At 70.8% G+C, this 22,761-nt stretch carries 18 protein-coding genes; 14 read left to right on the plus strand and 4 right to left on the minus strand.

Annotation, left to right across the window (positions count from 1 at the left end):
- The first annotated feature begins 64 nt into the window (after positions 1-64).
- The 4 genes from EAO76_RS33555 to EAO76_RS33570 all read left to right on the plus strand — a co-directional run bounded on the left by EAO76_RS33555 (position 65) and on the right by EAO76_RS33570 (position 6,763).
- The gene (locus EAO76_RS33555; RefSeq protein WP_148839796.1) at positions 65-1,924 is read left to right on the plus strand and encodes an IucA/IucC family siderophore biosynthesis protein; all 1,860 of its coding nucleotides are present in this window, start codon (positions 65-67) and stop codon (positions 1,922-1,924) included.
- Between the two features lie 44 nt (positions 1,925-1,968).
- Positions 1,969-2,760, plus strand: coding sequence for a GNAT family N-acetyltransferase (locus tag EAO76_RS33560; protein ID WP_148839797.1), 792 nt, complete (start codon positions 1,969-1,971; stop codon positions 2,758-2,760).
- An 80-nt stretch (positions 2,761-2,840) separates the two neighbouring features.
- Positions 2,841-4,742, plus strand: coding sequence for an IucA/IucC family siderophore biosynthesis protein (locus EAO76_RS33565; protein WP_148839799.1), 1,902 nt, complete (start codon positions 2,841-2,843; stop codon positions 4,740-4,742).
- Positions 4,743-4,792: 50 nt separating this feature from the next.
- Positions 4,793-6,763, plus strand: a complete 1,971-nt coding sequence (locus tag EAO76_RS33570; RefSeq protein WP_148839801.1) for an ATP-dependent DNA helicase — start codon at positions 4,793-4,795, stop codon at positions 6,761-6,763.
- A gap of 157 nt (positions 6,764-6,920) precedes the next feature.
- On the opposite strand, the gene lexA is transcribed toward EAO76_RS33570, so the two are convergent.
- Positions 6,921-7,715, minus strand: coding sequence for a transcriptional repressor LexA (gene lexA / locus EAO76_RS33575; protein ID WP_072488421.1), 795 nt, complete (start codon positions 7,713-7,715; stop codon positions 6,921-6,923).
- A gap of 557 nt (positions 7,716-8,272) precedes the next feature.
- On the opposite strand from lexA, the gene nrdR reads away from it, so the two are divergent.
- The 3 genes from nrdR (at position 8,273) to EAO76_RS33590 (ending at position 12,868) form a co-directional block, all read left to right on the plus strand.
- Positions 8,273-8,785, plus strand: a complete 513-nt coding sequence (nrdR, locus tag EAO76_RS33580) for a transcriptional regulator NrdR (protein ID WP_148839803.1) — start codon at positions 8,273-8,275, stop codon at positions 8,783-8,785.
- A gap of 159 nt (positions 8,786-8,944) precedes the next feature.
- Positions 8,945-11,839: a vitamin B12-dependent ribonucleotide reductase gene (locus EAO76_RS33585; RefSeq protein WP_148839805.1), complete on the plus strand. Its 2,895-nt coding sequence runs from the start codon at positions 8,945-8,947 to the stop codon at positions 11,837-11,839.
- 267 nt (positions 11,840-12,106) lie between these two features.
- Positions 12,107-12,868 carry a GNAT family N-acetyltransferase gene (locus EAO76_RS33590; RefSeq protein ID WP_148839807.1) on the plus strand — a complete coding sequence of 254 codons (762 nt, stop codon included), beginning with the start codon at positions 12,107-12,109 and terminating at the stop codon, positions 12,866-12,868.
- A gap of 133 nt (positions 12,869-13,001) precedes the next feature.
- Here EAO76_RS33590 and EAO76_RS33595 read toward each other — a convergent pair whose 3' ends face one another.
- Entirely contained in the window at positions 13,002-13,538 is a 537-nt protein-coding gene (locus tag EAO76_RS33595) for a TerD family protein (protein WP_148839809.1), read from the minus strand.
- 169 nt (positions 13,539-13,707) lie between these two features.
- Between EAO76_RS33595 and EAO76_RS33600 the strand changes: the two genes are divergently transcribed.
- Entirely contained in the window at positions 13,708-14,313 is a 606-nt protein-coding gene (locus tag EAO76_RS33600) for a YdbC family protein (protein WP_148839811.1), read from the plus strand.
- Positions 14,314-14,383: 70 nt separating this feature from the next.
- Here the strand turns inward: EAO76_RS33600 and EAO76_RS33605 are convergent, their stop codons facing one another.
- On the minus strand, positions 14,384-15,070 hold the full coding sequence (locus EAO76_RS33605; RefSeq protein ID WP_148839813.1) for a TetR/AcrR family transcriptional regulator: 687 nt from the start codon (positions 15,068-15,070) through the stop codon (positions 14,384-14,386).
- 215 nt (positions 15,071-15,285) lie between these two features.
- On the opposite strand from EAO76_RS33605, the gene EAO76_RS33610 reads away from it, so the two are divergent.
- The 6 genes from EAO76_RS33610 (at position 15,286) to EAO76_RS33635 (ending at position 22,019) form a co-directional block, all read left to right on the plus strand.
- Positions 15,286-16,863, plus strand: a complete 1,578-nt coding sequence (locus EAO76_RS33610) for an ABC-F family ATP-binding cassette domain-containing protein (protein ID WP_148839815.1) — start codon at positions 15,286-15,288, stop codon at positions 16,861-16,863.
- A 25-nt stretch (positions 16,864-16,888) separates the two neighbouring features.
- Positions 16,889-17,548 (plus strand): histidine phosphatase family protein, encoded by a 660-nt coding sequence (locus EAO76_RS33615; RefSeq protein ID WP_148839817.1) that lies wholly within the window; start codon positions 16,889-16,891, stop codon positions 17,546-17,548.
- Positions 17,549-17,560: 12 nt separating this feature from the next.
- Positions 17,561-18,481, plus strand: coding sequence for an ADP-ribosylglycohydrolase family protein (locus EAO76_RS33620; RefSeq protein WP_148839818.1), 921 nt, complete (start codon positions 17,561-17,563; stop codon positions 18,479-18,481).
- A gap of 219 nt (positions 18,482-18,700) precedes the next feature.
- Complete coding sequence (locus EAO76_RS33625) at positions 18,701-20,431, plus strand: DUF4153 domain-containing protein (RefSeq protein ID WP_148839820.1); 1,731 nt, start codon at positions 18,701-18,703, stop codon at positions 20,429-20,431.
- A gap of 202 nt (positions 20,432-20,633) precedes the next feature.
- Positions 20,634-21,344, plus strand: coding sequence for a ribonuclease HII (locus EAO76_RS33630; protein ID WP_148839822.1), 711 nt, complete (start codon positions 20,634-20,636; stop codon positions 21,342-21,344).
- Between the two features lie 60 nt (positions 21,345-21,404).
- A complete protein-coding gene (locus EAO76_RS33635) occupies positions 21,405-22,019 on the plus strand; it encodes a hypothetical protein (protein WP_148839824.1) in 615 nt (204 codons plus the stop codon).
- Positions 22,020-22,085: 66 nt separating this feature from the next.
- Here the strand turns inward: EAO76_RS33635 and EAO76_RS33640 are convergent, their stop codons facing one another.
- A complete protein-coding gene (locus EAO76_RS33640) occupies positions 22,086-22,715 on the minus strand; it encodes a hypothetical protein (RefSeq protein WP_148839826.1) in 630 nt (209 codons plus the stop codon).
- Between the last annotated feature and the right edge of the window lie 46 nt (positions 22,716-22,761).

The raw sequence follows: 22,761 nt of genomic DNA on the forward strand, positions 1-22,761 counted from the left end.
CCCGGGCCCAGCAGCGCAGCAGGTTCTCGACGCCCGCGGCGTCGGCGGCCCGTCGTGGGTCGGAGTGGTCGAGGAGGTCGGTCGGCACCGGGCCGTCGGCCGTCGCGTCGAGGAGCCCGTCGAGCAGTCCGTCGTGCCGTGCCAGAAAGCGGCACTGTACGACGAGTGGTACCTCCTCGACGCGACGGCCGACGGCCCGGTGCCGACCGACCTCCTCGACCACCCCGACCCACGACGGGCCGCCGACGCCGCGGGCGTCGAGAACCTGCTGCGCTGCTGGGCCCGGGAGTGCGACCTGTCCCGGCCGGACGGGGACACCCTCCGCATCCCCCTCCCCGCCAGCGGAACCGCCCTGCTCGTCCCCGTCCACTACTGGTCGGCCACCGGCTGGCACCGCTTCGGGGCACCGGCCCTGGAAGGGGCGCCCGAAGGCGCCCCGACCGCCGACGCCGTCACGATCGCCGCACTCCTGGGCCGCGAGGCCGACCGGGACGAGGGCGCCGACATGGTGGCCCGGGTGGCCGACTCGGTACGACGGACCGCCGGTTTCATCGAGGAACGGCGCCGGGCACCCGAGGCCCCCGTCGGAGCGGACCTCTTCCTCACCGCCGAGCAGTCGCTGCTCCTCGGCCACCCGCTCCACCCCACCCCCAAGAGCCGCGAAGGACTCTCCGACTCCGAGTCCCGCCGCTACTCGCCCGAGTCGCACGGGTCCTTCCAGCTGCACTGGATGGCCGCCGACCGGTCCGTGCTGGACGACGACTCCGCCTGGACCGACAAGGGACGCCCCGTACAGGCCATGGAGCTGATCGCCCCGTACGCCGAGGGGCTGCGCCTCCCCGTCGCCGCCGAGCCGATCCCGCTCCACCCCTGGCAGGCCCGCGAACTCCGCCACCGGCCCGAAACGGCCGCCCTGCTCGACGCCGGACTCCTCCACGACCTGGGTCCCCACGGGCAGCACTGGCACCCCACCTCCTCGGTCCGCACCGTGCACCGCCCCGGCGCCGAGTTCATGCTCAAGCTCTCCCTCGGCGTACGCATCACCAACTCCCGCCGCGAGAACCTCCGCAAGGAACTCCACCGGGGGGTGGAGGTGCACCGGCTGCTCCGCAGCGGCCTCGCGGCCCAGTGGCACGCGGCCCACCCGGGCTTCGACATCGTCCGCGACCCCGCATGGATCGCCGTCGACAACGTGGACGGCACCCCCATTCCCGGGTTCGACGTGATGATCCGCCACAACCCCTTCGGACGGCACGACGACGCGGTCTGCATCGCCGCGCTGACCGCCCCCCGCCCGTGGCCGGGCAGGACGGGGATGCGCTCGCGCCTCGCCGAGACCGTCCGCTCCCTGGCCACCGCCACCGGGAGGGCCGTGCCGGAGGTCGCGGCCGAGTGGTTCCTGCGCTACCTGGACCGTGTCGTGCGCCCGGTGCTCTGGCTCGACGCGCACGCGGGCGTGGCCCTCGAAGCCCACCAGCAGAACACCCTGGTACTGCTCGACCAGGAGGGCTGGCCGGTCGGCGGCCGCTACCGCGACAACCAGGGCTACTACTTCCGGGAGTCCCACCGCACGGCGCTGGAGCACCGGCTCCCCGGCATCGGATCGGACAGCGACACCTTCGTCTCCGACGAGGTCACCGACGAGCGCTTCGCCTACTACCTCGGCATCAACAACGTCCTCGGCCTGATCGGGGCGTTCGGCGCCCAGCAGCTCGCCGACGAACGGGTACTCGTCGCGGCGTTCCGCAGGTTCCTCGGCTCGGTCGCCGCCCTGGGTTCCCCGCTGCCCGCGCAACTGCTGGAGAAGACCCGGCTGCGGTGCAAGGCCAACCTGCTGACCCGGCTGCACGGCCTCGACGAACTCGTCGGTCCGGTGGACACCCAGTCCGTCTACGTCACCATTGCCAACCCCCTGTGTGCCTGAGGGAACATGACCACCCCCTGAACCGCCGAGAGGAGAGCGACGCCATGGCTCCCGCCGATGCGCACGCCGATGCGGGCCCCGGTTCCGCCGCACAGGCCGACACGGGCGCCGAGGACACCCTGGACCTGCCGCTCTCCGGAGAACTCCTCGCCCTGTTCGGGGAGGACCCGGCGGTCACCACGGCACCGGCCGCGCCCGCGTCGTCCCGAACGGACGGCGCGGGCGCGGCCGCTTCCCGGCCGGCCGCGGGCGGGGCGGCCCCGTCCGAGCTGCTCGACCACCCGGCCGACTGGCGACCGGTCACCACCCCGGCCGGGGTGTTCCAGCTCGTACCGGTACGACTGGAGCGCGACCTCGCCGTGCTGAGCCGCTGGATGAACGACCCCGCCGTCGCGGCCTTCTGGGAACTCGCCGGACCCGAGACCGTCACGGCCGACCATCTCCGCCCCCAGATCGAGGGCGACGGACGCAGCGTCCCGTGCCTGGGCGTACTGGCGGGCGTCCCCATGAGCTACTGGGAGATCTACCGCGCGGATCTCGACCCGCTGGCGCGCCACTACCCCGCCCGACCGCACGACACCGGAATCCACCTGCTCATCGGCGGTGTGAACAACCGCGGACGCGGCATCGGCACCACCCTGCTGCGAGCCGTCGCCGACCTCGTGCTCGACAACCGCCCGCGGTGCGCACGGGTCGTCGCCGAACCCGACCTCCGCAACACCCCGTCGGTCTCCGCCTTCCTGAGCGCAGGATTCCGCTTCTCCGCCGAACTCGAACTTCCCGACAAGCGAGCCGCCCTCATGGTCCGCGACCGTGCCCACCGTGCCCACCTGTGAACGACCGTGCCCACCTGTGAACGAACTGCCGCGCAACTCATACCGCCCGAACCCCATCGGTTCCGTCCCGAGGAGTCACCGTGCCGAAATATCCCACGAGCCATGATTCGACGGAGCCCGTCGAGCTGCTCAGCACGCCGGAACTGAACCGGACGGTCTGGGACGGTGCCGCCGCCCGGCTGCTCGCGAAGATGCTCGCCGAATTCGCCTACGAGGAACTCGTCGAGCCGGTCGCCCAGGAGGGCGGGGACCGCGGCACCTACACCCTCGGGCTCGACGACGGCGCCGTCCTCGGCTTCAGTGCCCGCCGGGGCGTGTACGACAGCTGGCGGGTCGACCCCGACTCGATCGTCGAGACACGGGGGAGCGCCCCGAAGGACCCGGAGGGCGCGGACCGCGCCCCGAGCACGCCGGGCGCACCGCCCGGGGACGGGGAGACCGGCCCCGTCCCGTTCCGGGACCCGCTGCGGTTCCTCGTACGGGCCCGCCATCTCCTGGACATCGACGGCGCCACCCTCGGCCACCTCATCCGCGAGATCACCACCACCCTCGCCGCCGACGCCAGGCTCGCCCATACCGCGCTCCCCGCGGCCCGGCTGGCCGAACTCGACTACGCCGAGCTGGAAGGACACCAGACCGGCCACCCCTGGCTCGTCGCCAACAAGGGCCGCCTCGGTCTCTCCGCCTCCGACGCCTCCCGCCACACCCCCGAGGCCCGCAACCCGGTCAGGCTGCCGTGGATCGCGGTCTCCACGAAGATCGCCGCCTACCGCGGGGCGGGCGGCCTGGCCGACCCCGAGCGGCTGTACACCCGGGAACTCGATCCGGCGGTCCGCGGCTCCTTCGCCGCCGAGCTCCGAGGCCGCGGCCTCGACCCGGACGACTACCTCTTCCTCCCCGTGCACCCCTGGCAGTGGGACGAATGGATCGTCCCGGTCTTCGCCCCCGCCATCGCCGCCGACGACATCGTGCCGCTCCTCGCCGACCCGGACCTCCGGCTCCCGCAGCAGTCCATCCGCACCTTCTCCAACGTGACCCGCACCGACCGGCACACGGTCAAGCTGCCCCTGTCGATCCTCAACACGCTGGTCTGGCGGGGACTGCCGACCGAACGCACCCTCGCGGCCCCTGCCGTCACCGCCTGGGTCCAGGGCCTGCGCGACCAGGACGCCTTCCTCCGCGACACCTGCGGGGTCATCCTGCTCGGCGAGGTCGCCTCGGTCACGGTCGAGCACCCGCTCTACGACCGCCTCCCCGAGACCCCGTACCAGTTCAAGGAGATCCTCGGCGCGATCTGGCGCGAACCCCTCCAGCCCCGGCTCGCACCGGGCGAGCGGGCCCGGACCCTCGCCTCGCTGCTCCACACCGACCCGCAGGGACGTGCCTTCACCGCGGAACTCGTCGCCCGCTCCGGACTCACCCCCACCGCCTGGTTGACCCGGCTGTTCGCCGCGCTGCTCCCGCCACTGCTGCACTTCCTCTACCGCTACGGCACGGTCTTCTCCCCGCACGGCGAGAACGCCATCGTCGTCTTCGACGAGCGGGACGTGCCGGTGCGCCTGGCGATCAAGGACTTCGTGGACGACGTGAACGTCAGCGCCCGGAGGCTGCCGGAGCACGAGTCGATGCCCGAGGACGTGCGCCGCATCCTGCTCACCGAGGAACCCTCCTTTCTCACCCAGTTCATCCAGGCCGGACTGTTCATCGGGGTGTTCCGCTTCCTGTCCCCGCTGTGCGAGGAACAGCTGGAGGTCCCGGAGGCCGATTTCTGGTCACTTGTCCGTGCCGAGATCCTCCGGTACCACGCCCGCTTCCCCGAGCTGAAGGAGCGGTTCGAGACGTTCGACCTGCTCGCGCCCCGGATCGCGCGGCTCTGTCTCAACCGCAACCGCCTGCACGTCGACGGATACCGGGACCGCCCCGAACGCCCGCACGCCGCCATCCACGGGACCGTTCCCAATCCGCTGCACCCCTCCTCCTGAGGCCGGGAGTGATCGCCGTTGTCAGTGGCGCCCCGTAGGGTGGTCGGGCTATGACGAAGCCATCCCTCCCCGATCTCCTGCACGCCGCCGTGACCGCCGTCGGCGGTACGGAAAGGCCGGGCCAGGCCGCCATGGCCGAGGCCGTCGCCGAGGCAGTCGACGACAATTCCCATCTGCTCGTCCAGGCCGGCACCGGCACCGGCAAGTCCCTCGGCTACCTGGTGCCCGCGCTGGCGCACGGGGAGCGCGTCGTGGTGGCCACGGCGACCCTGGCGCTGCAGCGGCAGCTCGTGGAGCGGGATCTTCCGCGTACGGTCGACGCCCTGCACCCGCTGCTGCGCAGGCGCCCCCAGTTCGCCATGCTCAAGGGCCGTTCGAACTACCTCTGTCTGCACCGGCTCCACGAAGGGGTGCCGCAGGACGAGGAGGAGGGGCTCTTCGACCAGTTCGAGGCCGCGGCCCCGTCGAGCAAGCTAGGCCAGGACCTGCTGCGACTGCGGGACTGGTCCGACGAGACCGAGTCCGGCGACCGCGACGACCTGACCCCCGGCGTCTCCGACCGCGCCTGGGCGCAGGTCTCGGTCTCCTCCCGCGAGTGTCTCGGCGCGAGCAAATGCGCGTACGGTGCGGAGTGCTTCGCCGAGCTGGCCCGGGAGCGGGCCAAGCTCGCCGATGTCGTCGTCACCAACCACGCCCTCCTTGCCATCGACGCCATCGAGGGCGCACCGGTCCTCCCGCAGCACGAGGTGCTGATCGTCGACGAGGCCCACGAGCTGGTCTCCCGGGTCACCGGAGTGGCCACCGGCGAGCTCACCCCGGGCCAGGTCAACCGCGCCGTGCGCCGGGCGGCGAAGCTGGTCAACGAGAAGGCGGCCGACGCCCTGCAGACCGCGTCGGAAGGGTTCGAGCGGGTGATGGAGCTGGCGCTCCCCGGCCGCCTGGAGGAGGTCCCCGAGGACCTCAACTACGCGCTGCTGGCGCTCCGCGACGCCGCGCGTACGGTGATCTCGGCGCTGGGGGCCACCCGGGACAAGTCCGTCCAGGACGAGGACGCCGTCCGCAAGCAGGCCCTGGCATCGGTGGAGACGATCCACGGAGTCGCCGAGCGCATCACCCAGGGCTCGGAGTACGACGTCGTCTGGTACGAGCGCCACGACCGCTTCGGCGCTTCCCTGCGGGTCGCCCCGCTCTCCGTCTCGGGGCTGCTGCGCGAGAAGCTCTTCACCGAGCGGTCCGTCGTCCTCACCTCGGCCACGCTCAAGCTCGGCGGGGACTTCAACGGGGTGGGGGCCTCGTTGGGGCTCGCCCCCGAGGGCACCGCGGGCGACGACTTCCCGCAGTGGAAGGGGCTGGACGTCGGTTCCCCGTTCGACTACCCGAAGCAGGGCATCCTGTACGTCGCCCGGCACCTGGCCACGCCGGGGCGGGAGGCGTCCCGCACCGACATGCTGGACGAGCTCGCCGAGCTGATGGAGGCGGCCGGCGGGCGCACCCTCGGGCTGTTCTCCTCCATGCGGGCGGCCCAGGCCGCCGCCGAGGAGCTGCGGGGCCGGCTCGACAAGCCGATCCTGCTGCAGGGCGAGGAGACGCTCGGCGAGCTGATCAAGAATTTCGCGGCCGATCCGGAGACCTGCCTCTTCGGCACGCTGTCGCTCTGGCAGGGCGTCGATGTGCCGGGGACCAGCTGCCAGCTGGTGGTCATGGACCGGATCCCGTTCCCTCGTCCCGACGATCCGCTGATGAGCGCCCGCCAGAAGGCGGTCGAGGAGGCGGGGGGCAACGGGTTCATGGCGGTCGCGGCGACACACGCGGCACTGCTGATGGCCCAGGGCGCCGGTCGGCTCGTACGGGCCACGGGGGACAAGGGAGTGGTCGCGGTACTCGACCCGCGCCTGGCCAACGCCCGGTACGGGAGCTATCTGCGTGCCTCGTTGCCCGACTTCTGGTACACCACCGACCGCAATCAGGCGCGCCGCTCGCTCGCGGCGATCGACGCGGCGGCCAAGGCCGACGGCAAGTAGGCCGGACCGGGCCGCTCAAGCACGGGCACCGGGGCGCTCAGGCACGGGCGCTTGGGTGCCCGGCGTTCATGGGTGCCCAAGCGAGGGCGCGGGGCATGGGCAGGGCCCCGGGATCGGCGCAGTGGATCCCGGGGCCCCGGTCTGAGCGGGCGGGGTGTCACACCCGCCGCAGTACCGCCACCACCTTGCCGAGGATCGTCGCCTCGTCGCCGGGGATCGGCTGGTACGCGGAGTTGTGCGGGAGCAGCCACACATGGCCGTCCTCCCGCTTGAAGCGCTTGACCGTGGCCTCGCCGTCCAGCATGGCGGCCACGATGTCACCGTTCTCCGCGACGGGCTGGCGGCGCACGGTGACCCAGTCGCCGTCGCAGATCGCCGCTTCGATCATCGAGTCGCCGACGACCTTGAGGACGAACAGCTCTCCGTCGCCGACCAGTTGGCGGGGGAGGGGGAAGACGTCCTCGACCGACTCCTCGGCGAGGATCGGGCCGCCGGCCGCGATCCGGCCGACCAGCGGTACGTACGATGCCGCGGGCTTGCCGGTCGTGTCGGTGGGCTGCGAGCTGGGCTGGTCCGAGCCGCGGACCTCGTACGCCCGTGGGCGGTGCGGGTCTCGGCGCAGGAATCCCTTGCGCTCCAGGGCCATCAGCTGATGGGCGACGGAGGACGTGCTGGACAGGCCCACCGCCTGGCCGATCTCCCGCATCGAGGGCGGGTACCCGCGGCGCTGCACGGAGTCCCGGATCACCTCGATCACCCGCCGCTGCCGGTCCGTGAGCCCCGAGCTGTCCGCCCGGATGCCGGGAGGTCGACCGGGCAAGGAGCGCGCTGGGCGCGCGGGCTCTGGCCCCTCCATGTTCGTGACTGAGTCATTCATGGCATGCACCGGCTCGAATCGGCTCTGGGAGCGGTCCTGGGCGGTGATGGTGGCGCTGTCTGCGGTGGTGGTCACGTCGGCCCCTCTCGAATGGTCTCCCTGGCTGGACAACGGTAGTAGCTTTCGAAAGGTTGCGCCAAACACACGTTCGAGTGAAAAACGAATAAAAGTCTGTCCAGTGCTGACCGCTGGGTGTATGAGCGGTGGCCGGGTGTCATGATCCACTGCCGGGCCACCGGTGGTCCGGGTGGCTCCCCGGGCGGTTCACGGTAGCGGCCGCCGGGGCGCCGCCGGGTGCGGGGCGGCCGGGTCGGGGCGGTCGCGAGGGAGGGGTCCGGGTCGTTGTCGGGGTTCGACAGCGGGAGCCCCGCGATCCTGGCCGCCCCGCCGTTCCCGTACCCTCGTCCACGGCCGTACGCTGCCTGCCGATCGCTCGTGATGCGCGACACGCGGTAGGGCTGGATGTGCAACCAAACCCAAGATCTAGTGGTTGGATTGCCTCGGCCGCCCAGAAGTTGTGGTCCCCGGTCTGCCGGGGGTGTGGCCATCGCCTATGCTTGTCACTGCTTCGAGGGGCCCCTGAGGGTCCTGCAGAGGCTATTCAGTCGTGCTGTGAAGGAGGGTTGGGAGCCATGCACTGCCCCTTCTGCAGGCACCCCGACAGCCGGGTCGTCGACAGTCGCACCACCGATGACGGCACGTCCATCCGACGCCGCCGCCAGTGCCCCGACTGCTCCCGCCGTTTCACCACGGTGGAGACCTGCTCGCTGATGGTGGTGAAGCGCAGCGGCGTGACCGAGCCCTTCAGTCGCACCAAGGTCATCTCCGGCGTGCGCAAGGCGTGCCAGGGCCGGCCGGTCACCGAGGACGCCCTCGCCAAGCTCGGCCAGCGTGTCGAGGAGGCGGTGCGCGCCACCGGCAGTGCCGAGCTGACCACGCACGACGTGGGGCTGGCCATCCTCGGCCCCCTGCAGGAACTCGACCTCGTCGCGTACCTGCGCTTCGCGTCCGTGTACCGGGCGTTCGACACACTCGAAGACTTCGAGGCCGCCATCGCGGAACTCCGTGAGCAGCGGCCTCCCGCGAAAGAGCGCGGGAAGGGCGAGACCCCCGCGGTCCCCGTTCCCGCCGTCGCCGCCGACTAGAGCGGCACCGGCCTGCCGGCACGGATCCGTGGACCGGCGGCGGGACGGCTTCATGAACCTGTTTCGGGCGCTTCGCGGTGCCCGAAGCATCAGAGACAGACTGTGCCCCGGGAAGTTCTGGGCACTTCAGGGCGTTTTTGCCCACATATGGGAGGCGGCATGACAGAGACGGCGAGCGGCCCGGCACGAGGTTCCCGTACCAAGGGATCCAAGGCGAGCAAGGGTCTGCGCATCGAGCGCATCCACACCACCCCCGGCGTGCATCCGTACGACGAGGTGACGTGGGAGCGCCGTGACGTCGTCATGACCAACTGGCGCGACGGCTCGATCAACTTCGAGCAGCGTGGCGTCGAGTTCCCCGACTTCTGGTCGGTGAACGCGGTCAACATCGTCACCAGCAAGTACTTCCGCGGGGCCGTCGGCACCCCGCAGCGCGAGACCGGTCTGAAGCAGCTCATCGACCGGATCGTGAAGACGTACCGCAAGGCCGGCGAGGACCACGGCTACTTCGCCTCTCCCGCGGACGCCGAGATCTTCGAGCACGAGCTGGCGTACGCCCTCCTGCACCAGATCTTCAGCTTCAACTCGCCGGTCTGGTTCAACGTCGGCACTCCCCAGCCCCAGCAGGTCTCCGCCTGCTTCATCCTGTCCGTCGACGACTCCATGGAGTCGATCCTCGACTGGTACAAGGAAGAGGGCATGATCTTCAAGGGCGGCTCCGGCGCCGGCCTGAACCTCTCCCGCATCCGCTCCTCCAAGGAGCTGCTGTCCTCCGGCGGCAACGCCTCCGGTCCGGTCTCCTTCATGCGCGGCGCCGACGCCTCCGCCGGCACGATCAAGTCCGGCGGCGCCACCCGACGCGCGGCCAAGATGGTCATCCTCGACGTCGACCACCCCGACATCGAGAACTTCATCGAGACCAAGGTCAAGGAGGAGGAGAAGATCCGCGCCCTGCGCGACGCGGGCTTCGACATGGACCTGGGCGGCGACGACATCACGTCGGTCCAGTACCAGAACGCCAACAACTCGGTCCGGGTGAACGACGAGTTCATGAAGGCCGTGGAGTCCGGCGGCAAGTTCGGGCTGCGCGCCCGGATGACCGGCGAGGTCATCGAGGAGGTCGAGGCCAAGTCCCTCTTCCGCAAGATGGCGGAGGCGGCCTGGGCGTGCGCCGACCCGGGCATCCAGTACGACGACACGATCAACCAGTGGCACACCTGCCCGGAGTCCGGCCGGATCAACGGCTCGAACCCCTGCAGCGAGTACATGCACCTGGACAACACCTCGTGCAACCTCGCCTCGCTGAACCTGATGAAGTTCCTCAAGGACGACGGCAAGGGCAACCAGTCCTTCGAGTCCGAGCGCTTCGCCAAGGTCGTCGAGCTGGTCATCACCGCGATGGACATCTCCATCTGCTTCGCGGACTTCCCGACCCAGAAGATCGGCGAGAACACCCGCGCCTTCCGCCAGCTGGGCATCGGTTACGCCAACCTCGGCGCCCTGCTGATGGCGACCGGCCACGCCTACGACAGCGACGGCGGCCGCGCCCTCGCCGGTGCCATCACCTCGCTGATGACCGGTACCTCGTACAAGCGCTCCGCCGAGCTCGCCGCGGTCGTCGGCCCGTACGACGGCTACGCCCGCAACGCCGAGCCGCACCAGCGCGTCATGAAGCAGCACGCCGACGCCAACGCCACGGCCGTCCGCATGGACGACCTGGACAACCCGATCTGGGCCGCCGCCACGGAGGCCTGGCAGGACGTGATCCGCCTCGGCGCGAAGAACGGTTTCCGCAACTCGCAGGCCTCGGTCATCGCGCCCACCGGCACCATCGGTCTCGCGATGTCCTGCGACACCACCGGTCTCGAGCCCGACCTCGCCCTGGTCAAGTTCAAGAAGCTGGTCGGCGGCGGCTCGATGCAGATCGTGAACGGCACCGTCCCGCAGGCCCTGCGCCGCCTGGGCTACCAGGAGGAGCAGATCGAGGCGATCGTTGCCCACATCGCCGAGCACGGCAACGTGATCGACGCCCCCGGTCTGAAGACCGAGCACTACGAGGTCTTCGACTGCGCCATGGGCGAGCGCTCCATCTCCGCGATGGGTCACGTCCGCATGATGGCCGCGATCCAGCCGTGGATCTCCGGCGCCCTGTCCAAGACGGTGAACCTGCCGGAGACGGCCACCGTCGAGGACGTCGAGGAGGTCTACTTCGAGGCGTGGAAGATGGGCGTCAAGGCGCTCGCCATCTACCGCGACAACTGCAAGGTCGGCCAGCCCCTCTCCGCGAAGACCAAGGAGAAGGAGAAGGCGGAGGTCACGGCCAAGGCCGAGGAGACCATCCGCACCGCGGTCGAGAAGGTCGTCGAGTACCGCCCGGTCCGCAAGCGCCTCCCCAAGGGCCGCCCCGGCATCACCACCTCCTTCACGGTGGGCGGCGCCGAGGGCTACATGACCGCCAACTCCTACCCGGACGACGGTCTCGGCGAGGTCTTCCTGAAGATGTCCAAGCAGGGTTCGACTCTCGCGGGCATGATGGACGCCTTCTCCATCGCCGTCTCGGTCGGTCTGCAGTACGGCGTCCCGCTGGAGACGTACGTCTCGAAGTTCACCAACATGCGCTTCGAGCCGGCCGGCATGACCGACGACCCGGACGTGCGGATGGCGCAGTCGATCGTCGACTACATCTTCCGCCGCCTCGCGCTGGACTTCCTGCCCTTCGAGACCCGCTCCGCCCTGGGCATCCACTCGGCCGAGGAGCGTCAGCGCCACCTCGACACCGGTTCGTACGAACCCTCCCTGGAGGACGACGAGCTGGACATCGAGAGCCTGGCCCAGTCCGCGCCGCTGCGGACGGAGCCGCTGAAGGCGGTGGCCGCGGTGCAGGAGGCCGAGAAGCCCGCGCCGAAGACCGCGCACACCTCGGCGGAACTCGTCGAGATGCAGCTGGGCATCAGCGCGGACGCGCCGCTCTGCTTCTCCTGCGGTACGAAGATGCAGCGCGCCGGATCCTGCTACATCTGCGAGGGCTGCGGCTCGACCAGCGGTTGCAGCTGATACCGGGTGCGATCGCGTCCGACGCGGCGTTGAGCGTCCGCCGCTGAGGACATCGAACCGCGCATGAGGAAGGGTGCCGGCCATGGGCCGGCACCCTTTCCGGCGTCCCGGCCCCTCGAAGGTCCGGACACGCCGTGTCCTTCGCGCGTCGAAGCCGCACGGGTGTGTCCCCGGTCTCCGACGACGAAGCGCCCGGGAACACCGGGGACTTGTGCCCGCGGAACAATTCGAAGGCGCCCGTGGCACACCACTGCGTAGAGTCCCCCCATGCCGAGCCCGGAACTCCAGCGGATCACCGCCTTCTTGACCGGCTTCGCCCGTCGCCAGGCCGAGCGCGTCATCGAACTCCCGGTCGGGTTCGCCGTACTTGACGACACGTTCGCCCGCTCCCGTGCGAACAACCAGATCTTCATCGACACGGCCGTGGACCCCGAGGCGCTGCCCGATGTCGCGGAGGAGGTTCTGGGGCATCTGAACCATCGGATGATCTCCGTGCTCGACGACGGCGTCGCGACGGTGTGCGCGGAGCCGCTGACCCGGGCCGGATACACCCATTCCACCTGTCTGCTCATGCTGCACGCGGGTCCGCTGCCGACCGGCGGGCCGGCGGAACAGGTGGACCTCGACGCGCTGCGCACCCCGCTCGCCCGGCAGTGGCGGGAATTCCTCCCGGACGTGGACGACGAGGTCATCCGCCACCTCGTCGACCGGCGCGAGGCCCGTCGGCGCGGGGCCGACATCGTGCGCTTCATCGGCGCCCGCACGGAGGAGGGCGAGGTCGTCTCATGGGCCGACCTCTATCTGGACCCGGCGACCGGCACGGCCCAGATCGAGGACCTGGTCACCTCGAATGCCCACCTCGGGCGTGGTCACGCCGACGCCGTTCTGACCACCGCCCTGCGCTCGGCCGCCGCCGAGGGCTGCGACACCCGCTTCCTGTCGGCCGACGAGGAGGACTGGCCGCGCCACTGGTACGAGCGCCGCGGCTTCTCTGCCATAGGCCGCATGCACTGCTTCGAACGCGGCTGAGCGCGGGGCGGTCCGGGCAGGGGAGCGGCCGAGCGGCGGCCCGCGGTACGGAGGGGACGGCTCGGTGGCCGGTCCCTCTTCGGTACGCCGGTCGGTTTCCCGCCCGCCGGTCCGCTCGGCGTGCCGTGCCGCGTCAGGCTCCGGGGGTACGGCTTCCCATCGCACCGGCGAACGAGTCGGGGTCCCCGTCGAAGCCGCGAACCATGCTGCGGAACTCCCAGGCACCGGAGGCGCCGCGGACGAACTCGGCGACGGTTGCCGCGGTGGCGGCACCGACCGCGGAGAAGTCGTCCTCCGCCAGGTTCGTGTAGCCCTCCCGGATCTGGACGCCGGTGTTCGGTATGTCGGCGAACGCCTTGCGACCGTCGCGCTGCTGGATGGCGACCCCGACGACGACCCGGGTGTAGGCGGGTGACAACCGGCTCAGCTCCAGCGTCATCACCTCGTCGAAGCCGAACCCCTGACCGGTCCTGCTGTCGCGGTTGAGGTTGATGGTGCCGTCCGGCGAACGGCTGTCGAAGTGCACCAGATACGCGGGGCTGCCGTACGGTGCGTCCGCGAGGTACGTCGCCGCGATGATGTCGAGGTCGTGGTCGGGGGTGCCCGAAGAACTGGGATCCCATTTGAGCCTGACTTCGACCTTTTCGATGTCCTTGTTGGGCGTGCTCATCGGACTTGCCTCCCTGGCTTGCCGCCGGGCCGTCGGGGCGTTCGTTCCACCCGATCATGTCCGTAACGGACCGTGGATCCAACCGACTTGGCCCTCGATGGCGGAATCGGGCCACTGTCACCTCGCCGGAGGGTGACCCGCGCCACGCCCGGCGCCGTACGATGGCGCGGTGCTGGTCAAGTGGATTCGTTGCACCGTGGTGGACCGTCGAGGCTTTGAACGGGGGCAGCGGAAGTGGGCGGAGCTGCTGGGCGAGCCCGGATTCAGGGGGCAGGGCGGCGGGTGGAGCCGGGAACGTCCGGACGTGGCGCACGTCTTCGCCTTCTGGGAGAACCGTGTCTTCTACGACTCGTTCATGGCGCGGGCGCACGACGACCTGGCAGCCGCGCAGTCCGGTACGTACAGCGGCATCCAGGTCAAGCTGTTCGAGTACCGCTTCGACGTGAAGACCGGTTTTGAGCCGCGCTTCACCGACGCGGACGTCGTCAGGGTGGCGCACAGCAAGGTGCGCGAGGACCGGGTGGAGCACTTCGCGTTGATGCAGGAACGGGTGTGGAACCCGGCGATGGCCGGATCGCCCGGCATGCTGCGAGGGGTGTTCGGCGAGGCGCCGGGGCACGAGTTCCTGGTGCTGTCCATGTGGCAGTCGAGCGCCGAGCGGGGCAAGTACCGGGCGGGGAGCATCGAGCGACTGTCGCAACGGGCCCGGATCGAGGACGACGTGACGGAGCTGGCGGGAGATGTCGTGCAACTGGAACCCTCCTGGACGGTGTGACGGGTCGGCGCGGCGGATCAGGCCGCGCCGGTGGTCGGGACGGCGGGCCGCTGATGCCGCGGGCCACCGATCAGGCGGGCCCGGCCGGGGCGTCGGCGCCTTCCGGGTCGGTTGCGGTGCCGAAGACTCCGGCTCGGGCGGCGGCCAGGGCAGCGGCGGCACATTGGTCGGCCAACTCCCCGTCGACGGGCTCGCGGGTGATGAACAGTCTGAGGAACAGCGGTGACACGACGGCTCTGACGAGCGCCCCCGCATCCGTTCTCCGGTCCAGCTCGTGCCGGGCCACGGCGCGCCCGACGATGGTCTCGCAGCGCGCGAACCGCCCCGCGTAGAAGGCGTTCAGCGCCTCCGCGGCGCGTCGGGACTGGAACGCGGCGGCGATGAAGGCGGTCGGCGCGGCCGCCGTGGCGGGGGCGGCGAAGGACTCGGCCGTCGTGTGCGCCAGCGCGCGCAGGTCTCCTTCCAGGCTCCCGGTGTCGGGTGGTGCCCAACTGTCCTCTCCGGCCAGGTCGAGGGCGTCCGCGACCAGCCCTTCGATGTTCCCCCAGCGCCGGTAGAGGGTCGTCTTGTGGATTCCGGCGTGCTCCGCGACGTATTCGACGGTGAGGCCCGGGTATCCGTGTTCCACCAGCCCGGTGAGAACGGCGTCCCGGACCGCTGCCCGGGTCCGGGCGGTGCGACCGCCGGGCCGGCGGGTGCCGGGCGCGAGCGGGGCCGTCGGTGCTCCGGCCGTCGGGGTGTCTCCTTGCTCATTCAATTGCTACTCCAGTTGCATTAGTGGATCTCAGTGTGCCACACTCGCCTTAATGCGACAACGGTGGCGTTTGCTTTGATCGCGGGGCCCGTTCACGGACGGCCCGGCCGTTCCGGTCGATGGCAGCTGTCGCTCCTTGTCCTCAGATCGACTTGTTTCCCGAACGACCGAATCCGGAGGCGCTCTTGCCCACACAGATCTCATTGCGCGATGTGTCCATGTCCCGAGGTGAAAGGCTGTTGCTCGACGATGTCTCGCTGACCGTGCGCCCCGGCGAACGGATCGGCATCGTGGGGGAGAACGGCGCGGGGAAGACGACCCTGCTCCGCCTGCTCGCGGGCCTCGAACGGCCCGATTCCGGGAGCGCGTTCACGGCTGCGGACGGTGGTGCGGGCCTGTTGGCCCAGACCCCGCGACTGCCGCCCGACAGTACGGTCCAAGACGTGATTGACGACGCGCTCGCCGAACTGCGCACGATGGAACGGCGGTTGCGTGAGGCCGAGGCGGAGCTCGGTGCGGCCGACCGGGCCGCGCTCGCCTCCTACGGGGACCTGCTCACCGAGTTCGAGGCACGCGGCGGATACGAGGCGGACGCACGTGTCGACAAGGCGATGCACGGTCTCGGTCTCGCCCGCATAGGACCTGACAGGAGACTGGGCAGCCTCTCCGGCGGAGAGCAGGCGCGGCTCGGCATCGCCTGCCTGATCGCGGCGAGCCCCGAGGTGATGCTGCTCGACGAACCCACCAACCACTTGGACGGGGCGGCTCTCGACTGGTTGGAGAGCGCCCTGGTGGCACACACCGGCACGGTGGTCGCGGTCTCCCACGACCGGGTCTTCCTGGAACGGGTGGCCACGGCGGTGCTGGAGGTCGACGCCGACCGGCGCACGGTCGTGCGCTACGGGGGCGGCTACTCGGGATTCCGGGCCGAGCAGGAGGCCGCACGGCGACGCTGGGAACAGTCCTACGCCCAGTGGTGCGAGGAGACCGCGCGGCTGGAGGAGTACACGACGACCACCGCCCACGGCGTCGCGGCCGGCCGTGCCATCAAGGACAACAACAAGATGGCCTACGACCGGGCCGGTGGCCGGGTCCAGGCCTCGGTGTCCGGCAGGATCCGCAACGCCGGGAAGCGCCTTGAACGACTGAAGGAGCAGCCGGTCCCCAGACCGCCCGATCCACTGCGCTTCGCCGCCCTGCCCACCGCCGGTACGACCGGGGGCGAGCTCGTCTCGCTGACGGACATACGCGTCGGCGACCGGCTCGAGATCGACCGGTTCTCCGTGACGGCGGCCGACAGGATCCTGATCCACGGCGGCAACGGCGCGGGGAAGTCCACGCTGCTCCGCGTCATGGCGGGCGTGCTCGAACCGGACGCGGGGCGTGTGGTCCGGCGGGGCCGGATCGGTTACCTCGCGCAGGAGGTGCCGGTGAACCGCCCGGCGGAGCGCGTGCTCGCGACATTCGGCCGAGGACTGCCCCTCACCGAGGAGGAGCAGGAGGAACTGCTGCTCTCGTACGGGCTGTTCCGCCCCCGGGACCTCCGGGTGCCGGTCGGATCGCTCTCCGCCGGGCAGCGCAGACGGCTCGCCCTCGCCCGCCTGCTGGCCCGGCCCGCGGACCTGCTGCTGCTCGACGAGCCCGCGAACCACCTGGCGCTTGGCCTCGTGCAGGAGCTGGAGGAGGCACTGGCCCACTGGCGGGGCGCGCTGGTCGTCGTCTCCCACGACCGGCTGCTGCGCCATCGCTTCATCGGTGACATCCGTCGGATGGAGTCCGGACAACTGCTCGAATGAGCCGTGCTCGATCTAGGGTCGGTACATGGCACGACCGCAACGTATCGTCCTCGTCCGGCACGGGGAGTCCGAGGGCAACGCAGACGACACGGTGTACGAGCGCGTGCCGGACCATGCGCTGAAGCTCACCGCGACAGGGCTGAGACAGGCCAGGGAGACGGGGCTGCGGCTGCGGGAGATGTTCGGGCGCGAGCGCGTCAGCGTGTACATCTCGCCCTATCGCCGCACCCACGACACCTTCCGGTCCTTCGGCCTCGATCTCGAACGGGTGCGGGTCCGGGAGGAACCGCGACTGCGGGAGCAGGACTGGGGGAACTGGCAGGACCGGGACGACGTGCGCCTGCAGAAGGCGTACCGCGACGCGTACGGCCACTTCTTCTACCGCTTCGCGCAGGGGGAGTCCGGAGCCGATGTGTACGACCGGGTCGGGGCTTTCCTGGAGAGCCTGTACCGCAGCTTCGAAGCCCCCGACCACCCGGAGAACGTCCTGCTCGTCACGCACGGGCTGACCATGCGTTTGTTCTGCATGCGCTGGTTCCACTGGTCGGTGGCCGAGTTCGAGTCACTGTCCAACCCGGGCAACGGGGAGACCCGGACGCTGATGCTCGGTGAGGACGGGCGGTACACCCTCGACCGGCCCTTCGAGCGCTGGAGAACCCCTGAGCCCTACGGCATCACCGGATAGAGTGGATGAGCGATGACAATTGCTGACCCTGCTTCCGATCAACGTTTCGCACGAGCCCTCGCCAGCCTGCACGGACTGTCCGTGGGAGACGCACTGGGCTCCCAGTTCTTTGTTCCCGTCAACTATCCGCTGCTGAAGCGGCGCGAACTCCCGCCGGGTCCCTGGCAATGGACGGACGACACCGAGATGGCCGTCTCGGTGCTGGCCGTGCTGGGGAAGCACCAGCGGATCGACCAGGACGCACTGGCCCGTTCCTTCGCCGACCACCATGATTTCGACCGGGGGTACGGTCCCGCGGTGAACCGCATGCTCAGGCTGGTCCGCGAAGGCGGCGACTGGCGGGAGCTGGCGTCCGCGCTGTTCCAGGGCCAGGGCTCCTGGGGCAACGGCTCCGCGATGCGCATCGCGCCGCTCGGCGCCTGGTACGCGGACGACCCGGAGCAGGCCACTCACCAGGCCGAGATCTCCTCCTACACCACGCATCAGCACCGCGAGGCGGTCGTGGGCGCCATGGCGGTCGCGGCCGCGGCCTCCCTGGCGGCGGCGGACACCGGCCCGCCCACCCCGGCGGACCTCCTCGACGGTGTGATCGCCCTCGTACCGCGCAGTGCGGTGGGTGCCGGACTGCGCCGGGCCCGCGACATGCTCGACTACGACGATGCCGGCACCGTCGCGGCGGTCCTCGGCAACGGCCGACGTACCAGCGCGCACGACACCGTCCCGTTCGCCCTCTGGTCGGCGGCACGGGGCCTCGGTGACTTCGAGCAGGCCTTCTGGGTGACGGCCCAGGCGGGCGGAGACGTCGACACCACCTGTGCGATCGTCGGCGGGATCGTCGCGGCGGGCAGGAACGCCGCGCCGCCCGCCGACTGGTCGGCCCAGACGGAGGAACTGCCGGACTGGCTCCCGCGTCGGCCCGACGCCGCCGCCTGAACCACCGACGCGTGAGGCGTCGCCCCGGTGCCGTCCGTCTGTCACGGTACTGCCACAGCCCCTCCCTCCCTGCCGGAAGCGGCAAGGGGAGGGGCTACTCTTTCGGCCACGCCGCCGTCGATGATCATTTTGACGCGCGTGCGCCAAATCGAGACGCCGGGGTGCCCCAGCAGCTGCCCTGCGGGTGGTGCGTGCGGGCCCCGGCAGGGGAGGGGTCCCATGTCCGATCACACGCCAGGAACCACCGGGCCGGAAGAAGCCCCCGAGGCGTCCGGGCCAACGGAACGGGGCGGAACGCCCGAGCAGGCCGCATCGGTGAAGGCGCCGGAGCCCCGCGACGGCATACCCGAGCCGCCGCGGACACCGAAGTACGCACAACAACAGGGCAGACGGCAACCACCTCCCAGCCATTGGCAGCCGCAGAGACCCCAGGAGCCCGTGCTGGCGCGACTGCGCCCGGCCACGCCGGCCGCCATCCGCGGCGCGACGCTTTGCTGCGTCCTCGTCACGGCGCTGCTGAGCGCCCTGCTGCTGGGGGACGGTCTCGGGCCGAATCTGCTGATCGTCGCCGTTCCCGCCTCGCTCGGGGCCTTCTACGCCGCTCGGGCGGCCGGCCGCCGTCTCCGCCCGTGGACCGCCTGCTGGGCGGTCGGCGGACTGGCGCTCCTCGCGGTGCCCGCCCTCAGGGCTGCCGGATGGCCCGTGTTCCTCGCCGTCGTCTCGGCCATCGCACTCGGCTCGCTCGCCCTGCACGGAAGCCGCAGCTGGCTCGGGGTGTTCCTCGGCTCATTGGGCCTGTTCAGCTCCATTGCCGACGGGCTGGCCTGGGGCGGACGGGGAGTGCATGCCCGGGTCGCGGATTCCCGGGGCCGCCTGGGCGTCGTCCTGCGCAGCACCGGGGTGGCGCTCGTCCTGCTGATCGTGTTCGGGGCGCTGTTCGCCAGTGCCGACGCGGCCTTCGCCGATGTGCTCGGCGATCTGATGCCCGATGTTTCGATGAAGGACAGCCCCTGGCGGGTCCTCCTCTTCGTCACCGGTCTGATCGGTGCACTCGCCGCCGCGTACACCGCGGCCGCCCCGGTGCGCTGGGACGGCATTACCATCCGCCGGGGCAAGGCGCGCGGGCGGCTGGAATGGGCCATGCCCCTCATCGTGCTGAACCTGCTGTTCGCCGTCTTCATCGCCATCCAGCTCACCGTGCTGCTCGGCGGATACGACAAGGTGATGGCCGAGACGAGCCTCAGCCACGCCCAGTACGCCCGCCAGGGTTTCTGGCAGCTTCTCTGGGCGACGCTGCTCACCCTGCTGGTCATCGCGCTCGCCCTGCGCTGGGCCCCGCGCGGGCGGGAAGGCGACCGCACGCTCGTCCGGAGCGTGCTCGGCGTGCTGTGCCTGCTCACCCTCACCGTCGTGGCCTCCGCACTGAGGAGGATGGATCTGTACGTCGACGAGTACGGGCTGACACGGCTGCGGATATCCGTGGCCGCGGTCGAACTCTGGCTCGGTGTGGTGATCGTCCTGATCCTGGTAGCGGGGGTGTTCGGCGCCCGTCTGCTGCCGCGAGCCGTCGCGGTCAGCGCCGCCGTCGCCGTCCTCACGTTCGGGCTCGTCTCGCCGGACGGACTGATCGCGGAGCAGAACGTCCAGCGCTACCGTGACGACCGCGCCATCGACATCTCCTACCTCCGGGGCCTGTCGGCCGACGCCGTACCGGCCCTGGACACACTGCCCGAACCACTGCGCTCCTGCGCCCTCATGGACATCGAGCGGTCGCTGCGCTCCGACGACGTGCCCTGGTACGCCACCGACCTGGGCGAGGCACGGGCCCGGGACATCCTGCGGAAGAAGCCGATCTCCGGCGATCCGGTGCAGTCCTGCATGGCTTCACGCACAGGCGGCGACGACGGCGAAACGGGCGTCGACCAATACGATCCCTACGACCCGTACTGACCGGCCCGACCCACGCGTTCGGGCCGTACCGGCCGAGTATCCCGAGGTGGCGGCACCGCGCCGTGCGGGTACGGCCCGACGCGCGGGCCGTGCTTCCGCGGACGTGCCGCCACCCGCTCCGCGATCCGCCGCGAGGTTCCGGCGACTGACGGGAACCCCGGGGTTTTGTCGGCGTCGCCATCGGCGTACGCTGACAGGCGCCATGCCGTACGAACCACCCACGCACACCGTCGAGCGCTCGCTGCGCGCCACCACCGGTGCCAAGATCGTCGCCGGTGTCGATGAGGTCGGACGCGGAGCGTGGGCGGGACCGGTCACTGTCTGTGCGGCCGTCACCGGCCTCCGCAGACCTCCCGCCGGGCTCACCGACTCCAAGTTGATCAGCCCCAAGCGCCGTGCGGAGCTGGCGCCGTTGCTGGAGAGCTGGGTCACCGCCTTCGGTCTCGGCGATGCCTCTCCCCGGGAGATCGACGAGCTCGGGATGACCGCCGCACTGCGCCTGGCCGCTGTACGTGCCCTCGAAGCCCTGCCGGTCCGGCCGGACGCGGTGATCCTCGACGGCAAGCACGACTACCTGGGAGCGCCCTGGCAGGTCCGCACCGTGATCAAGGGCGACCAGTCCTGCATCGCGGTCGCGGCCGCTTCGGTGATCGCGAAGGTCCGCCGGGACACGATGATGGCCGAACTGGGCGCGGAATCCGGCGAGTACGCCGACTTCGCCTTCGACGCCAACGCCGGTTACCCGTCGCCCGCGCACAGGGCCGCGCTGGAGGAGCGGGGGCCCACGCCCCACCACCGCCTCTCGTGGTCCTACCTCGACGCGTTGCCCAGGTGGCAGCACCTCAAGAAAGTCCGTATCTCCGCCGAGGCGGCTGCACTGGAAAGCGGGGGCCAGCTCGGCTTCGACTTCTGATCGCGCATTTGTACCCACCCGCCGACGCCCCGAGCGACGGCGTTTGATAGACAACCACTCATGCCTCTCATCCCCGAGGAGCCTCAGATTCACGAGAGCGCCCAGGGTCCCCGCGCCACTCCGGCCTCAGGCCGTACCGCGTCGACCCCCCGTCCCGTACCCGGCCCGCGTTCAGCGGCCACGCCGCGCCCCGGTCGTCCCGGGCCCGGCCCCGCGAAGCCCGCGCCCCCGGCGCAGCGCCCGCACTCCACTCCCGACCGGCCCCAGGCGGGGCGGCAGGAGAATCGTTCCGCACCGCAGATCCAGCTGATCCCCGCCTCGGCGGACGGCGCTCTCGACGCTGCCGACGAAGCGGTGGACCTGCTGCTCGAATCCGGCCGCGCGCCGGGCGAGATCCTGGTGCTCACCACCGGTGAACAGCACCCGTGGGCCGCGCACGAGCTCTCCTTCGGCGAGGCCGCCTACTGGGCGCAGCACGAAGCCGGCGACGACGTCTTCTTCGCCGGTGCCGAGGCCGCGGACCGGTTGAAGTCCCGCCCCGTGGTGATCGTCGCCGTCAACGGAGGCGGCGAGGTCGCACCTGCGCTGACCGACGCACGGGAACGTGCCGGAGCACTGCTGATCGTGTGCGGGGACCCGCAGCGGATCAACGCGGCGCTCGGCGCCGGGGTCTGATCCGCAGGACACCCGGAACCACGACGGCCCGGCTGCCCGACAGGGTGGCCGGGCCCGCGTCCGTGATCAGCGGGCGGCGGTGTGCCGCAGGGCCTGCGCCGCACCACCACCGGTGCGCAGCGGGGCCGGGTCGGACCCGAGCGACATATCGGCGAGCGCGGACGGCCTGGACGTGGAGTTGGGACGGCGACCGCCCCGGCCCTCGCCCAGCACCTGCCAACCGCCGCCGGTCAGCGTGATGTACGCGCCGCAACGCAGCCCGTGCAGGGTGCAGGCATCGCGCAGACCCCACATCCAGGCACCGTCCTCCTCCGTCCAGCGCTCGTCGCCCTCACGGCAGTAGAGCAGCACCGCGGTCCGGACGGGCGTGCGGCGGCGGAGGTCGTGCGGGATCACCCGACGCAGATGCGCCAGCAGAGCGTTGCGGAACTCCCAGCCGTCCGCAGCCGTGGGGCGACGGGTGAACGAAGCGCTGGCCGTGAGGCGTTCCTCGTGGTCGAGCACGGCCACGACGGCGGTCGTCGGGGCCGGTCTGTGCCGGGCGTGCAAGCCGCTGACAACCTCGCGGGGGTTGCGCAGCAGCGGTATCCCCGCTTCGGCCCACTCGGCCGGTTCGAGCATCCTGGCAAGACGGTTGGCGGAGTCGGCGGATGCCGACATCGAAGTGGCTGCGGACGGAGCGAATCCGAAGGTCACGGTCCTCCCTTCGCATACGCGCCCATGGTGCGGGCAGGGTCGAGTG

The organism is Streptomyces sp. sk2.1, assembly GCF_008120935.1.
GTDB lineage: Bacteria > Actinomycetota > Actinomycetes > Streptomycetales > Streptomycetaceae > Streptomyces.